General features: G+C 73.8%; 11 protein-coding genes and 1 riboswitch. Of the genes, 3 read left to right on the top strand and 8 right to left on the bottom strand.

The genetic code is table 11. The features are described from left to right. Positions 1 to 6: 6 nt before the first annotated feature. The gene (locus IF129_RS14055) at positions 7 to 2,718 is read right to left on the bottom strand and encodes a bifunctional acetate--CoA ligase family protein/GNAT family N-acetyltransferase (protein ID WP_191209968.1); all 2,712 of its coding nucleotides are present in this window, start codon (positions 2,716 to 2,718) and stop codon (positions 7 to 9) included. Positions 2,719 to 2,874: 156 nt separating this feature from the next. On the opposite strand from IF129_RS14055, the gene IF129_RS14050 reads away from it, so the two are divergent. After that, positions 2,875 to 3,156 (top strand): HPr family phosphocarrier protein, encoded by a 282-nt coding sequence (locus IF129_RS14050; protein WP_191209967.1) that lies wholly within the window; start codon positions 2,875 to 2,877, stop codon positions 3,154 to 3,156. Between the two features lie 159 nt (positions 3,157 to 3,315). Here the strand turns inward: IF129_RS14050 and IF129_RS14045 are convergent, their stop codons facing one another. The 4 genes from IF129_RS14045 to IF129_RS14030 form a co-directional block, all read right to left on the bottom strand. Next, a complete protein-coding gene (locus IF129_RS14045; RefSeq protein ID WP_191209966.1) occupies positions 3,316 to 4,011 on the bottom strand; it encodes a GntR family transcriptional regulator in 696 nt (231 codons plus the stop codon). A gap of 157 nt (positions 4,012 to 4,168) precedes the next feature. Then, positions 4,169 to 4,930 carry a M23 family metallopeptidase gene (locus IF129_RS14040; protein WP_191209965.1) on the bottom strand — a complete coding sequence of 254 codons (762 nt, stop codon included), beginning with the start codon at positions 4,928 to 4,930 and terminating at the stop codon, positions 4,169 to 4,171. A gap of 12 nt (positions 4,931 to 4,942) precedes the next feature. After that, positions 4,943 to 5,078: riboswitch (cyclic di-AMP (ydaO/yuaA leader) on the bottom strand. 232 nt (positions 5,079 to 5,310) lie between these two features. After that, positions 5,311 to 6,702: a M16 family metallopeptidase gene (locus IF129_RS14035; RefSeq protein WP_381479849.1), complete on the bottom strand. Its 1,392-nt coding sequence runs from the start codon at positions 6,700 to 6,702 to the stop codon at positions 5,311 to 5,313. Then, positions 6,699 to 8,087, bottom strand: coding sequence for a M16 family metallopeptidase (locus tag IF129_RS14030; RefSeq protein WP_191209964.1), 1,389 nt, complete (start codon positions 8,085 to 8,087; stop codon positions 6,699 to 6,701). Before IF129_RS14030 ends, IF129_RS14035 begins: the two co-directional genes overlap by 4 nt. Positions 8,088 to 8,402: 315 nt before the next feature. Here IF129_RS14030 and IF129_RS14025 point away from each other — a divergent pair, with 315 nt between their 5' ends. After that, positions 8,403 to 10,850 carry a DNA gyrase/topoisomerase IV subunit A gene (locus IF129_RS14025; RefSeq protein WP_191209963.1) on the top strand — a complete coding sequence of 816 codons (2,448 nt, stop codon included), beginning with the start codon at positions 8,403 to 8,405 and terminating at the stop codon, positions 10,848 to 10,850. Between the two features lie 71 nt (positions 10,851 to 10,921). Here the strand turns inward: IF129_RS14025 and IF129_RS14020 are convergent, their stop codons facing one another. Continuing rightward, the gene (locus tag IF129_RS14020) at positions 10,922 to 12,046 is read right to left on the bottom strand and encodes a CobW family GTP-binding protein (RefSeq protein WP_191209962.1); all 1,125 of its coding nucleotides are present in this window, start codon (positions 12,044 to 12,046) and stop codon (positions 10,922 to 10,924) included. Between the two features lie 95 nt (positions 12,047 to 12,141). Here IF129_RS14020 and IF129_RS14015 point away from each other — a divergent pair, with 95 nt between their 5' ends. Next, entirely contained in the window at positions 12,142 to 13,044 is a 903-nt protein-coding gene (locus IF129_RS14015; RefSeq protein ID WP_191209961.1) for a sucrase ferredoxin, read from the top strand. Positions 13,045 to 13,072: 28 nt separating this feature from the next. On the opposite strand, the gene IF129_RS14010 is transcribed toward IF129_RS14015, so the two are convergent. Continuing rightward, positions 13,073 to 14,671, bottom strand: coding sequence for a solute symporter family protein (locus IF129_RS14010; protein ID WP_318153732.1), 1,599 nt, complete (start codon positions 14,669 to 14,671; stop codon positions 13,073 to 13,075). Further along, positions 14,668 to 15,132 carry a DUF485 domain-containing protein gene (locus tag IF129_RS26960; RefSeq protein WP_191210108.1) on the bottom strand — a complete coding sequence of 155 codons (465 nt, stop codon included), beginning with the start codon at positions 15,130 to 15,132 and terminating at the stop codon, positions 14,668 to 14,670. Before IF129_RS26960 ends, IF129_RS14010 begins: the two co-directional genes overlap by 4 nt. Positions 15,133 to 15,422: the final 290 nt, after the last annotated feature.

Below are 15,422 nucleotides of genomic sequence, written 5' to 3'. Positions count from 1 at the left end.
CGGGCGTCACCACGCGGAGAGCCGCCGGGGCCCGAGGTCGGTGGTGGCGGGGGGCGGGGCGAGCCGGACGACGGCGTCGAGGGCGGTCAGCCCCCGGGCGGCGACGACCACCGGTTCCAGGTCGACGGAGACGATCTCGGGATGGTCGTCGACGAGCCGGGAGACGCGCAGCAGCAGGTCCTCCAGCGCGGCGGTGTCCACCGGTGCGGCACCGCGCCAGCCGAAGAGCATGGGCGCCGTCCGCAGGGACCGCACGAGCTGGGCCGCCTCGCGGTCGGTGACGGGCACGAGGCGGTGCGCCACGTCCCCCAGCAGCTCCGAGGGCGGACCTGCCAGCCCGAACGACAGGACGGTCCCGATGGCCGGGTCCACAGCGGCCCGCACGACGGTGTCCACACCGCGCGGCACCATCGTCTGCACGACCGGGCGCAGCTCGGCGGGTGAGCCGAGGGCGTCGGTGAACTCGCCGTACACGCGGCGCAACTGCGACTCCGAGACGATGTCCAGCCGCACCCCGCCGAGATCCGCCCGGTGCCGCAGGTGCGGGGCCGTCGTCTTGAGCGCCACGGGGTACCCCACCCCGGCGGCCGCCGCCACGGCGGCGTCGGGGTCCGGCGCCGGGCGCACCGGCAGCACCGGGACGCCGTAGCAGGCCAGCAACGCGGCGGCGTCGGGGGCCGGCAGGGTGACGCCGCGCGGGCGCGCGGACCGCCCGTCGGACTCCGGGGCGGCACCGTACAGGACGCGGGAGACGGCCGCGGCCGCTCCGGCCTCGTCGACGTCCTCCTCCGGCACCCGGCCGGGCCGCTCGGCGTCCCGCCGCCACTGCGCGTAGCGGACCGCCTCGGCGAGCGCCCGGACGGCCCGCTCGGGGGCGGGATAGGCGGGGATGCGGCGCGCGCTCAGGGCGTCGTCGAGGCCCTCGATGGCCAGATGGACGACGGCCACGGGCTTTCCGGATCCGGCCGCCGCGTGCTGCAACGCGTCCGCCAGCTCCTCCGCGCCCCGGTCGTCCACCCAGGGGATCGCGGTGACGACCACGGCGTCCGTGCCCGGATCGGCGAGCGCTTCGGCCAGCGCCCGGTGGAAGTCCCCGGGGGTGGCGGAGGAGGTGAGATCGACCGGGTCGCGCGGGCGCAGGCCCTGGGCGAGGCACGCGTCGTAGGTGAGCAGGCACAGCGACTCCGCGTTGCCCAGCATCGCGATCCGCGGCCCGGCCGGAAGCGGTTGGAAGGCGAGCTGGAGCCCGGTGTCCACCAACTCGGTGACGGTGTCCACGAGCAGGACGCCGGCCTGCCGCAGCAGCACCGAGACGGTGGCGTCCGGGGTGCGGATGGCGGGCACCGCGTGTCCGGGCGGCGGTGCGCTGCCGCTGTGCCGCGCCCCGCGCACCACCACGACGGGCTTGCGTGCGGCGGTGCGGCGGACCAGGCGGGTGAACTTGCGCGGGTTGCCGAAGGACTCCAGGTACATCAGGACGACGTCGGTGTCCGGGTCGTCGTCCCAGAACTGCAGGACGTCGTTGCCGGAGACGTCGGCCCGGTTCCCGGCCGAGACGAAGGACGACGGCCCGGTCCCGCGCCGGTGGAGCCCGCCGAGGAGGGCGATGCCGATCGCGCCGGACTGGGTGAACAGCCCGATCCGGCCGCGCTCGGGCGTGCGGCTGGCCAGGGTGGCGTTCAGCCGTACGTCGGGGGCGGTGTTGACGAGGCCGAAGGCGTTCGGGCCGATGAGGCGCATGCCGTAGGAGCGGGCCTTGCGGACCAGTTCGCGCTGGGCGGCCCGGTCGAAGTCGGCGGAGAGGACCACGACGCCCTGCACCCCGTGCTCGCCGCACTCGGTGACCACGGCGTCGACGGCGGACGCGGGCACGGCCACGACGGCCAGGTCGACCGGGTCCGGGATGTCGCGCACCGAGCGGTGCGCGCTCACCCCCTCCAGCGCCTCCAGCACCGAAGCGCCCTCGGGCAGCCCCGCGTTCACGGCGTGCACGCGCCCGGTGTAGCCCGCGCCGCGCAGGGACTCCAGGACGGTGCGTCCCGCTCCGCCCGGCCGCCGCCGGACACCGACGACGGCGACCGACGAGGGCGCCAGGAGCCGCTGGACCGACCGCGCCTCGGCCCGCTGTTCACGGGCCCGCATGACGGCCACCGAGCGCTCGGTGGGTTCGAGGTCGAGCGTGAGGTGGACGGAGCCGTCCTCGAAGCTGCGCTGCTGGGAGTAGCCGGCGTCGGTGAAGACCTTCGCCATCTTGGTGTTGGCGGGCAGGACCTCGGCGGTGAAGCGGCGCACGCCGCGCTCCCTGGCACAGGCGGCGATGTGCTCCAGCAGCGCGGAGGCGACGCCGCGCCCCTGGTGGGCGTCCTGCACGAGGAAGGCGACCTCGGCCCGGTCGGCCGGGGCGGAGGCCGGACGGCCCGTGGCGTCGGTCCGGTCGTACCGGACGGTGGCGATGAACTCACCGCCCACGATGGCGGCCAGGCCCACCCGGTCCACGTAGTCGTGCTGGGTGAACCGGCGCACGTCACGGGCGGACAGGCGCGGGTACGGGGCGAAGAACCGGTAGTACTTCGACTCGTCCGAGACCTGCTCGTAGAAGCTGACCAGGCGGTCGGCGTCGTCCTCGGTGATGGGCCGGACGCGGGCCGTCCCGCCGTCGCGCAGCACCACGTCGGCTTCCCAGTGGGTCGGGTACGCGCGCTCCGGGGGCGTCTGCATGCGCCCCAGCGTACGGCGCGCCGGTGCCGCCGCGCTCGCCTCCGCCCCGTCCCGGGCGATCGCCGCGCACGACGGCCGGGGGCGGGGCGGTGGACCGGCCGTCCGCGCCCCCGCGTGCGAAGCTGGTCCGGCAGGCTCCGAGCGAAGGGCATCACCATGGCTGAGCGTCGCGTCACCGTCGGCTGGGCTGAGGGGCTGCACGCCCGCCCCGCCGCGATCTTCGTCCGGGCCGCGACGGCCACGGGCGTCCCGATCACCGTCGCCAAGGGTGACGGGCCCCCGGTGAACGCCGCCTCCATGCTCGGCGTGCTGGGCCTCGGCGCGGAGAAGGGCGATGAGGTGCTGCTGACCTCTGACGCGGAGGGTGCCGACGCGGCACTGGACCGGCTGGCGAAACTGGTCGGTGAAGGACTGGAGGACATGCCGGAGACGGTGTGAACCGGGGCAGGATCGACGAGCCGTACCGGACGCCGGGAAAAGCACGGCACGGAATGGACTTTCCGGTTCCGGCGCCGTGCACGGGAAATGGCGCAGCCGGGCGAAACGCCTCGAAGAAAGGGAGCGCGCATTCCCGAGTATTTTTGTATACGGCTTGTGTTAAAGGGGGCCGCGCGCCGTGTTGACGGCAGGTTTCGTTGTCCTCACCGTCACCGGCCGCTGGGCGCGGCGTATCGCACCCGCCCGCTCGACATGTGCGGCCGCGAGGCCCCTGGCCCGTTCGGCGTCCCGCCGGGCGACGGCGTCGACGATGGCACCGTGCTCGTGCCACACTGCGGTGGCGCGGTCCGCCGCCGACGGGTCGTCCTGCTGGTCGACCGCGTAGAGCCAGGCGATCTTGCGGCGCAGTTGCACCAGCACCGCGGCCAGGGTGGGGGTGCCGGACGCCTGGGCGAGGGTCTCGTGGAACCAGTCCCCCAGGGGTCGCAGGTCGGAGAGGTGTCCGTGCTCGGCCCGCTCCCGACCCAGCCGTACCAGACCGCGCAGCACCTTCAGGTGGGCCTCCGTCCGGCGGTGCGCCGCGCGGGCCGTGCCGAGGGGCTCCAGCAGCGCACGCATGTCCAGCAGATCGGCCGCCTCCTGCTCGGTCGGCCGGGCCACGCAGGCTCCCACGTGCCGCCGGCTGGTGACGAACCCCTCGGACTCCAGGGCTCGCAGGGCCTCCCGCACCGGCACCCGGGAAACGCCGTAGCGGCGCGCGAGTAGTTCCTCGGTCAGCCGGAAACCCGGCGGGAAGGCACCGCTCACGATGTCGTCCCGAACCGCCGTGCACACCGTGTGCGCGGAAATGCGCATACCCCGACCTCCGCCGTTATCCCCACGTTTTCCAGGTACCGCTTCCCCGCACTGTATTCCACTCTTCGCTTTCTGCGGACGGCTCCGGGTGAGGAGACGGAAAAACGACGGACCCCCGACCGGATGGCCGGGGGTCCGCGTCGGGTGGGGCACCGCGTCAGGAGAGCGGCACGCCCTTGCCCCGGAGGTAGTTCACCGGGTCCATGTCCGAGCCGTAGGCGGCGGTCGAGCGGGCCTCGAAGTGCAGGTGCGGGCCGGTGGAGTTACCGGTCGAGCCGACCTTGCCTATCTCGGCACCGGCGGAGACGCTCTGGCCCACGCTGACACCGATGGCGGAGAGGTGACCGTACTGGGTGAACGTCCCGTCGTTGTGCTTGACGACGATGTTGTTGCCGTAGGCGCCGCCCCAGCCGGCGGTGACGACGGTGCCGGCGGCGACGGAGTTGACCGGCGTGCCGGTGGCGGCGGCGAAGTCGATGCCGCTGTGCTTGCCGGACGACCACATCTGACCGCCGCTCTTGTAGGGCGTGGTCACGTCGCCGCCCTTGACGGGCGCCACGAAGGCGGGGCGGGCCGCGGACCGGTCGGCGCGCTTGGCGTCGTCGCGCTCGGCGGCGGCCTTCTTCTCGGCCGCCTTCTTCGCCTCGGCCTTCTCCTCGGCCGCCTTCTTGGCCTCGGCCTTCTCCGCCTCGGCCTGCTCGGCCGCTGCACTCTTCTGCGCGGCGGCCTGGTCGGCCACGTGGCCCGCGATGGACGGGCTCAGCGCGAGGGCCTCGCTGAAGGTGTTCTGGTGCTCGGCCGCCGCGGCGGGCGCGGCGAGGGTTCCGGCGACGCCTACGGCGACGGCGGCGACCGCGGTGCCCAGACGGACGGCGCGGGCGGGACGGTTCAGCTTGCCGGTGGCACGGTTGAACGCCATGAAGGTCGTGATCCTTTCCTTCCTTCTCGCCTACCGGGTTAGCTGACGGGTTCGGAGCAGGAAGGTCTCCTACGGGCGCAGGCCCGATTCACCCCAGAGGACATGTGGGTCCCCGGCTCCCCTCACGGGGACTCGGCGATCGCTGCACGTCGGCCACAGGGCGTGGTCGCTTCAGACGGGCAACGCGAACGACGCTAAACCGGACATCCCGCCCGGACCAAGAAAATCGGCCACTTTGTCGCCCATGCCACATTCGCAGGTCAGGAGGGTGACGCGGGCCACTGGGAGCCCGGGAACACGCTGCGGCCCCCGTCCGCCCGAAGCGTCCGGGGGCCGCACAGTGGATGCACGGAGAGTGACCGAAAAGGACTTACGGCCGCTCAGTCACCGCGCACGACGGTGACCTCCCCGATGTTCAGCCCGCGCACGGGAGCCTCGATCTGCTCGGCGTCCCCCACCAGGACGGTCACCAGCCGGTCGACGGGGAAGGCCGCCACCGCCGCCGCCGTGGCCTCGACCGTGCCCGTCTCGGCCAGCCGCTCGTAGAGCCGTGCCTGGAAGTCGTCGGGAAGGAACTGCTCCACCTGGTCCGCGAGGGTTCCGGCGACCGCCGCCGCCGTCTCGTAGCGCAGCGGGGCGACACCCACCAGGTTCTGCACGGCGGTGTCACGCTCGTCGTCGGTCAGCCCCTCGGCCGCCAGGGTCCGCAGGACGTGCCACAGGTCCGCGAGGGCGGGGCCGGTAACGTCGGTGGCCACCGAACCGCTGATCGCGAGCATGGCCGTACCGCTGCCGTCCGGCGTCGACCGCAGCACCTGGCTGTAGGCGCGCACGCCGTAGGTGTAGCCCTTCTCCTCGCGCAGGACCCGGTCGAGCCGGGAGGTGAGCGTTCCGCCGAGGCAGTAGACGCCGAGGACCTGGGCGGGCCACACGGCGTCGTGCCGGTCGGCGCCGGTGCGTCCGATGAGCAGCTGTGTCTGGACCGCCCCGGGGCGGTCCACGATGACCACGCGGCCGGTGTCGTCCGCGGTGACCGGTGGCGCGGGGCGCGGCCGGGCGGACGCACCCGTCCACGCGCCGAGCGTCTCGGTCAGCGTTCCGGCGAGATCGACCCCGGTGAAGTCGCCGACCACGACGGCCGTGACCGCGGCCGGGCGCACGTGCGCCTCGTAGAAGGCCCGCACGGCCGCCGCGTCGATACGCCGGACGGACTCCTCGGTGCCCTGGCGCGGGCGGGACATCCGCGAGGTGTCCGGGAACAGCTCCCCGGACATGGCGATCGCGGCACGACGGGCCGGGTTGGCCAGCTCGTGCGGGATCTCGTCGAGCCGGTTGGCCACCAGGCGCGACACCTCGCCGTCGGGGAACGCCGGGGCGCGCAGGGCGTCCGCGAGCAGGCCGAGCCCCTTGGCCAGCCGGGAGACGGGCACCTCCAGGGAGACGCGCACACCCGGGTGGTCGGCGAACGCGTCGAGCGTGGCACCGCACCGCTCCAGCTCGGCGGCGAACTCCTCGGCCGAGTGCTTGTCCGTGCCCTCGCTCAGGGCGCGGGCCATGATCGTCGCGACGCCCTCCAGGCCCTGCGGCTCGGCGTCCAGGGGGGCGACGAGGTTCACCTCGACGGCCACGACCTGCTGGCCGGGGCGGTGGCAGTGCAGCACCGTCAGCCCGTTGGGCAGGGTGGCGCGCTCGGGGGCCGGGAAGGCCCAGGGCTTCGCGCTGCCGCCGGCCGGCTGCGGGTGGAACTCCATGGTGGGGGTGGCGTCGCTCACTGCTCGGCCCCTTCCTGCGCGGTGTGGTGCACGTCGGCTGCGTCGTCGGAGATGACCTCGGTGGCGTCCTCTTCGCCCCGCTCCGCCCCGGACGTCGGCTCGTAGACGAGGACGGCCCGGTTGTCCCGGCCCAGACGCGCGGCGGCGACCGCCCGCACCTCCTCCGGCGTGACCTCCAGCACCCGCTGGACGGCCGTGAGGGCCAGCTGCGGGTCGCCGAAGAGGACGGCGTACCGGCACAGCTCGTCCGCGCGCCCGCTGACGGTGGCCAGCCGGTCCAGCCACTCCCGCTCCAACTGGGCCTGGGCGCGCTCCATCTCCTCCGGGCTCGGTCCCTCGGCGGCGAAGCGTGCCAGCTCCTCGTCGACGGCCGCCTCGATCTCGGCGACCGTCGCCTCCCCCGACGCCTTGATGTCGAGCCAGCCGAGCGAGGGCGCCCCGGCGAGCCGCAGCATGCCGAAGCCCGCCGTGACCGCCGAGCGGTCCCTGCGCACCAGCCGGTTGTACAGGCGGGAGGACTCGCCACCGCCGAGCGCCGTCAGCGCCAGGTCGACGGCGTCCGCCTCACGGGTGCCGTCGTGCGGCAGGCGGTAGGCCTGGAGCAGGGCCCGGGAGGGCACGTCCTCGTGCATCGTGCGGCGCGGCTCCTCCCCCATGACGTCGGGCAACGTGCCGTCGCGCGGCGGCTGTTTGCCGTCGTGCCCGGGGATCGAGCCGAAGTACTTCTCGATCCAGGCGAGCGTCTGCTCCGGATCGATGTCGCCGACGACGGACAGCACGGCGTTGTTGGGCGCGTAGTACGTGCGGAAGAACTGCCGGGCGTCCTCCAGCGAGGCGGCGTCGAGGTCGGCCATGGAGCCGATCGGCGTGTGGTGGTACGGGTGGCCCTCCGGGTAGGCCATGGCGACCAGCGTCTCGAAGGCCGTGCCGTAGGGGACGTTGTCGTACCGCTGGCGCCGTTCGTTCTTGACGACGTCCCGCTGGTTCTCCATGGACTCCTCGTCCAGGGCGGCCAGCAGCGAACCCATGCGGTCCGCCTCCAGCCACAGCGCCAGCTCCAGCTGGTGGGCCGGCATGGTCTCGAAGTAGTTGGTGCGCTCGAAGCTGGTCGTGCCGTTCAGCGAACCGCCGACGCCCTGGACGAGTTCGAAGTGCCCGTTGCCCGGAACCTGCGCCGACCCCTGGAACATCAGGTGCTCGAAGAGGTGGGCGAGACCGGTGCGGCCCTTCACCTCGTGCCGGGAACCGACGTCGTACCAGAGGCAGACGGCGGCGACGGGGGTCAGGTGGTCCTCGGAGAGCACCACCCGCAGGCCGTTCGCAAGCCGGTGTTCGGTTGCTGTGAGCACTCCCTGGGGGGGAGGGGGCGTGGCCGTGTGACCCATGCGCGAAGTGTCCCTTCGATACGGCGGCTGGTGGACCTCTGCGGGCCGGCGGACGGTCGTCGGCTGCCGCCGATCGGTCGTCGCCCGGCGGAGCGGCCGGGCTGGCCGGGGTGGTCGGCCCGCGCAGTCCTGTCACTCTATGCAAGCGTGGCGGGCCCATGTGAAGTTCCCTGCCGGGCGGGGTGGACGGCGCCCTGTCGGCGCCGGGGTCCACAATGGTCCGCGTCAGTGCCAGCACATCCGCTTCAGCGCCCGGCCGTACCAGCCCGTACGCGGCGGCGCGACCGTACGTCTTGCGAAGGAGCAGCAGCCGCGATGGCCCGCCGCAGCACGAAGACCCCGCCGCCGGAGGATTTCGAGGAGCGCATCCTCGACATCGACGTCGTCGACGAGATGCAGGGCTCCTTCCTGGAGTACGCCTACTCGGTGATCTACTCGCGCGCCCTTCCCGACGCGCGGGACGGGCTGAAGCCGGTTCACCGGCGCATCCTCTACCAGATGCACGAGATGGGACTCCGCCCGGAGCGCTCCTACGTCAAGTGCGCGCGCGTCGTGGGCGAGGTGATGGGCAAGCTCCACCCGCACGGGGACTCCGCCATCTACGACGCACTCGTGCGCATGGCGCAGCCGTTCTCCATGCGCCTGCCGCTGGTCGACGGCCACGGGAACTTCGGCTCGCTCGGCAACGACGACCCGCCCGCCGCGATGCGGTACACCGAGTGCCGCAGCGCCTCGGCCGCCGGTCTGATGACCGACTCGATCGACGAGGAGACCGTCGACTTCGCGCCCAACTACGACGGCAGCGAGCAGGAGCCGGTCGCGCTTCCGGCCGCCTACCCGAACCTCCTGGTCAACGGCGCGTCCGGCATCGCGGTGGGCATGGCCACCAACATGCCGCCGCACAACCTGAGCGAGATCATCGCGGCGGCGCGGCACCTCATCAAGCACCCGGGCGCGGACCTGGAGACGCTGATGCGCTACGTGCCCGGCCCCGATCTGCCCACGGGCGGACGGATCGTGGGGCTCGACGGCGTCAAGGACGCCTACGCCAAGGGCCGCGGCACGTTCCGCATCCGGGCGACGGCGGAGGTCGAGCAGGTCACGGCGCGGCGCAAGGGTCTGATCGTCACCGAACTGCCCTTCACCGTCGGCCCGGAGAAGGTCATCTCCAAGATCAAGGACCTGGTCAACGCCAAGCGGTTGCAGGGCATCGCCGACGTCAAGGACCTCACCGACCGCCAGCACGGGCTGCGGCTCGTCATCGAGATCAAGAACGGCTTCCATCCCGAGGCCGTCCTGGAGCAGCTCTACAAGCTGACGCCGATGGAGGAGTCCTTCGGCATCAACAACGTGGCCCTGGTGGACGGCCAGCCGCTCACGCTCGGGTTGAAGGAGCTCCTGGAGGTCTACGTCGACCACCGGTTCGACGTCGTGCGGCGGCGCAGCGCCTTCCGGCGCGGCAAGCGGCAGGACCGGCTGCACCTCGTGGAGGGTCTGCTCGTCGCACTCGTCGACATCGACGAGGTCATCGGCATCATCCGGTCGAGTGACAACGCCGCGCAGGCCAAGGAGGCGCTGATCGCGCGCTTCGGCCTCTCGGACGTCCAGACCCAGTACATCCTCGACACCCCGCTGCGCCGGCTCACCCGCTTCGACCGGCTGGAGCTGGAGAGCGAGCGGGACCGGCTGGGGCAGGAGATCGAGGAACTGACCCGCATCCTGGAGTCCGACGCCGAGCTGCGCAAGCTGGTCTCCACGGAACTGGCCGCCGTCGCGAAGACGTACGGCACCCCCCGGCGGACCGTCCTGCTGGAGTCGGCCGGCGCGCCCGTGGCCACGGTCCCGCTGGAGGTCGCCGACGACCCGTGCCGCGTGCTGCTCTCCTCCACCGGGCTGCTCGCGCGCACCGCCTCCGTGGACGCCGTCTTCGACCAGGACGCCAGGCGCACCAAGCACGACGTCATCGTCTCCGCCGTCCCCGCGACCGCGCGGGGCGAGGTCGGAGCGGTGACGTCCGCCGGCCGGCTGCTGCGCCTGTCCGTCATCGACCTGCCCCAGCTGCCCGCCTCGGCGACCACGCCCAACCTGGCCGGCGGCGCGAAGCTGACCGAGTTCCTGACGCTGGAGGACGGCGAGTCGCTCCTGTGCCTGACGACGCTGGACGAGTCCTCCCCCGGCCTCGCCCTCGGCACCCGGCACGGGGTGGTGAAACGCGTCGTGCCGGACTACCCGGCGAACAAGGACGAGTTGGAGGTCATCTCGCTCCGGGAGGGCGATCGGGTCGTCGGAGCCGTCGAGTTGCGCACCGGGGAGGAGGACCTGGTGTTCATCACCGACGAGGCCCAGCTGCTGCGGTATCCGGCCGGGCAGGTCCGTCCGCAGGGCCGCGCCGCGGGGGGCATGAGCGGCGTCAAGCTCGGCCCCGACGCGCAGGTCGTCTCGTTCACCGCCGTCGACCCGGCCGCCGAGGCCGTCGTCTTCACGGCGGCGGGAGCGGAGGGCACGTTGGACGACACCCCGGGCTCGGCCAAGCTGACGCCCTTCGACCAGTACCCGCGCAAGGGCCGGGCCACCGGCGGCGTCCGCTGCCAGCGGTTCCTGAAGGGCGAGGAACGGCTGGTGCTGGCCTGGGCCGGCCACGCGCCCGCCCGGGCCGCCACGAAGGCCGGCGCTCCAGCGGGTCTTCCCGAGATCGACCCGCGCCGGGACGGGTCAGGGGTGCCGCTGGCCGGCCCCGTCGCGGTGATCGGCGGTCCCGTCTGATCCGAGCCGTGCGGGCTGCGCCCGCCCGGTCCGCCCGGCCCGCACGCCTGCGGGCCGGGCGGGGAGCGGCCTCAGGCGGGTTCTTCGCGGAACTCGGGGTCGCCGTACGCGGCGGGCTCCTCGGCGTCCGGGGCACCCTCGTCCGGGGCGTCCACATAGCGCAGGACGCCCCACAGGGCGCTGGGGCCCTCGTCCTCGGGCCCCGGCCCGGCGCAGGCGTCGAGGCCCCGCCGCAGGCCCTGCGTGTCCAGCCCCGAACCGATCAGGACGAGCTGAGTGCGGCGCGGCTCCCCCGTCGGCCAGGGCTCCGGGGAGAAGCGCAGGAACGCCCCGACCGCGTGGACGGTCCAGCGCCGCGCCGCGCCCTCACCCCCGAGGTGGAGGTGGCCCTTCATCCGGTAGAGCCCGGCCGGGCGCGCGTCGAGGAAGGCGAGGAGGCGGCGCGGGCTGAGCGGCTCCGCGCAGGTGAAGGACAGCGTCTGGTAGGCCTCGTGCAGGTGCGTGTGGTCGGCGGCGTCCTGGTCGGGGTGGTCCGGATGGTCCGGATCCTCGACGTACAGGTCCTCGAAGGAGAGCTGGCGCACCCCCTCGTCAGGTGCCTCGTCCGGGTCGAAGAGGAGCGCGGGGTCGATCCGTCCGTGGGAGGCGGCGACGACGGGCGTGCCGTCGGCCAGTGATGTCAGGGTGGCCAGCAGAGCCTCGCGGTCCTGCGCCGACACGCGGTCCGTCTTGTTCAGCACCACGAGGTCGGCCACCCGCACGTGCCGCTCCAGCTCCGGGTGGCGGCGGCGCACGGCGTCGAACTCGGCGGCGTCCACGACCTCGACGAGCCCTCCGTAGACGATGCGCGGATCGGAGCTGGCCAGGAGCATGCGGATCAGCGTCTGCGGCTCCGCCAGTCCGCTCGCCTCGATGACGATGAGGTCGATGCCGGCCGCCGGGCGGGCCAGGGCGTCCAGCACGTCGTCCAGGTCCTCGGTGTCCACCGCGCAGCACAGGCAGCCGTCGCCGAGCGAGACCATCGAGTCGACCTGGCCGGAGACCGTCATCGCGTCGATCTCGATGGAGCCGAAGTCGTTGACGACCGCACCGATGCGGACGCCGCGGCGGTTGCGGAGGAGATGGTTCAGCAGCGTCGTCTTGCCGGAGCCGAGGAAGCCCGCGAGGACGATGACGGGGATGCGACGTGGGGCCACCGGTGCCCTTTCTCGTACGGGACCACGGCACCGGCGTCCGACGCCGGGTCCGGGGGAAACGGCAGCCGATCGTAGCGGAGGTTAGGCTCACCTCTGTGACAACGTGTGCGATCGCCTCCCGGGAACAGGCCGAACCGCTCGCGGCCACCGCCGCGACCGCACGGACCTGGTTGCTCCTGGAGCAGCCGGGGCCGTGGGGTGCGGACGCGCTGACCGCGAGCCGCCTGGACCGGGAGGCCGGGCGCGCGCTGGCCGCCGCCGGCCAGGGCACGGGGGTCCGCGTGGCCCTCATCCGGCGCCCGGGCCGGCACGCGGACCTCGGCGGCGCCCCGCGCCGGCGCGTCTTCGCCGCCCACACCGTGCCGGGCCGCTCCTGGGTACGGACCTGGTGGACCACGGACCCGGCCTCGTGCGCCGGGCTGGACTTCGCGGCTCTCGGGCGTGGCGAGCACGGCGGCGTCGGGGAACCGTACCGGGGCGACCCCCTGGCGCTCGTCTGCACCAACGGGCGACGCGACCGCTGCTGCGCCCTGCTCGGCCGCCCCCTGGCGGAGGAGCTCGCGGCCTCCGGCGGCGCGGGCGTCTGGGAGATCACGCACATCGGCGGTCACCGCTTCTCCCCCACCCTGCTGGTGCTGCCGTACGGCTACGCCTACGGACGGGCGGACGCGCCCTCGGTCAAGGACGTGCTGGCCTCCGTCCGCCGGGGCCGGATGGTGACCGAGCGGTGCCGGGGTCGTTCCGCCTGGGGACGTCCGGGGCAGGCCGCCGAACTGGCCGTGCGGGAACTGACCGGCGAGGACGACGCGGAGGCGCTGACGCTCACGGACCCGGTGGAACCCGGCCCGCGGTGGTCCGTCGTCGTGACCCACCGGGACGGGCGCACCTGGCGGGTGGACGGCGTCACGGAGCCGGGCGCCGAGGTCGCGGCGAGCTGCGGAGCCGTGCCCGGCCCCCAGCCCCGGGAACACGTCCTCGCCGTCTCGCGGCTGGGCTGAGGGGCCCGGCACCGGGTCACCGCGCCGCTCACACCGCGCCCGCCCCGGTCAACGCGCGCACCTCCGTCTCCGCGTGGCGGTACGGGTCGGGCCTCCCACGCCCGGAGACGGTGCCGAGCCACCCCGCGAGGAAGCCGAGCGGGATCGAGACGATTCCGGGGTTCTGGAGCGGGAACCAGGCGAAGTCCAGCCCCGGCAGGAGCGCGTCCGGGCTGCCCGAGACCACCGGGGAGAGCACCACCAGGGCGAGGGACGGGAGCAGGCCCCCGTACACCGCCCACAGGGCGCCCCGGGTGGTGAAGCGTCGCCAGAAGAGCGTGTAGAGCAGCACCGGCAGGTTGGCCGAGGCGGCGACGGCGAACGCCAGTCCCACGAGGAACGCCACGTTCAGGTTGCGGGCGAGGAGGCCGAGGCCGATCGCCAGCGCTCCGACCCCGATGGCCGCCAGCCGTGCCACGGTCACCTCCCCGAGACGGCGCCGCCCGCGCCGCCGGGCGAGCGAGCCGTACAGGTCGTGGGCGATGGCCGCCGAGGAGGCCAGCGTGATCCCCGCGACGACGGCGAGGATCGTGGCGAAGGCGATCGCCGCGACGACCGCGAACAGCACCGTGCCGCCCGTCGTGCCCGCACCGCCGCCCAGGAACCGGGCGAGGAGCGGCACGGCCGTGTTGCCCGCGGCGTTGTCCGCGCGGACCGTGTCCGGCCCCAGCAGCGCCGCCGCACCGAAGCCGAGCACGATCGTCATCAGGTAGAAGCCCCCGATGAGCCCGACGGCCCACATCACCGAACGGCGAGCGGCCCGGGCGGTCGGCACCGTGTAGAAGCGGGCGAGGATGTGCGGCAGGCCGGCCGTCCCGAGGACGAGTGCGAGCCCGAGGCTGACGAGGTCGGCGCGGGAGACCCAGGTGTCCCCGAAGAGCAGCCCCGGGCCGAGGAACGCGTCGCCGTACCCGCTGCGCTCGGCGGCTCCGGTGAGGAGGGAGGCCGGATCGCCGCCGAAGCGCAGCAGGACGAGGGCGGTCAGGGTGAGGGCACCGCCCATGAGGAGGACGGCCTTGATGATCTGGATCCAGGTGGTGCCCCGCATGCCGCCGAAGGCGACGTACACGATCATCAGCGCGCCGACGCCGACGACCGTCCACGTCCGCACGTCGGGCCCGGTGTCGCCCAGGAGCAGGGCCACGAGCGTTCCCGCGCCGACCATCTGGGCCACCAGGTAGAGCAGCGAGACCAGCACCGACGCGGTGCCGGACGCGACCCGGACCGGGCGCTCGCGCAGCCGCGAGACCAGCACGTCGGCAAGGGTGAAGCGTCCGCAGTTCCGCACGAGCTCCGCGACGAGGAAGAGCACGACGAGCCAGGCCACCAGGAAGCCCACCGCGTAGACCAGGCCGTCGTACCCGTAGAGCGCGATGAGCCCCGAGATGCCGAGGAAGGACGCGGCGGACATGTAGTCGCCCGCGATGGCGAAACCGTTCTCCACGGGGGAGAACAGCCGGCCGCCGGCGTAGAACTCCTCCGGCGTCCCCTGGCGCCGGTGGGCCGCCCAGGTCGTGACCGCCAGGGTGACGGCGATGAAGACGGTGACGAGGACGAGGGCGGGCAGGCGGTCGTCGTGCCAGTTCACCGGACGGCCTCCCGGGTGAGCTGCTGCGTCTCCCACCGCAGGTCCAGGGCGGCCCGGTCCCGGCGCAGGCGGGCGTGGCAGGCGTACGCGCACGTCAGCAGAGCCGTCGTGAGGAACTGGCCGAGCCCGGCGAGCAGACCCACGTTGACCGGGCCACCGCCCACCGGTGTGCTCATCAGCCCCGGCGCGGTCGTGGCGGCGACGAGATAGGCCAGGTACCACGAGAGGAACAGCGCCGTGGCGGGGAAGACGAAACGCCGATGCCGGCGACGGACCTCCCGGAAGGCGGCGCTGCGGTGCACCGCGACGTACACGGCGGCCCGCGCGTCATCGGCCGGCAGCGGTGCTCCGGGAGCCGCCACGGCCCTCGGGCGCCCCTCTCGCAGCTCGGGCGCCCGCCCGCCGCGCGAGGGCCCCGATCGGCCCCCGGGGGCCTGCCACGGGGCCTCCGGGCCGCTCACGGGACCCCGTGGAGGCGCGGGCCGGGACGGATCGGGGCTGCTGGGCGGAAGCGGCCGGGCGTGCCACGGCACGGCGCCGGCCGCCGGTGCTCCGCCCTGCCGGGAATCCGGCCGCACCGCCTCCGGCTCGCGCCGACCCGAGGCCACCGCGTCGTACCAGGGGTCGTCCTCGTACCCGAGGACACCACCCGTCCCGCGCCCGTCCGGACCGTCCTGCTGTGTCACCGCACTCTCCTCGCTCCCCCGGGAGACCCAGAATGGCGAGCGGGGCGGCGCGCGGGGCGGGCGTT

Origin of the sequence: Streptomyces chumphonensis, assembly GCF_014779715.1 — a bacterium.
Taxonomy (GTDB): domain Bacteria; phylum Actinomycetota; class Actinomycetes; order Streptomycetales; family Streptomycetaceae; genus Streptomyces; species Streptomyces chumphonensis.
Note: the sequence above shows the minus strand (reverse complement) of the source record. Positions and strands in the feature narration are given on the sequence as shown.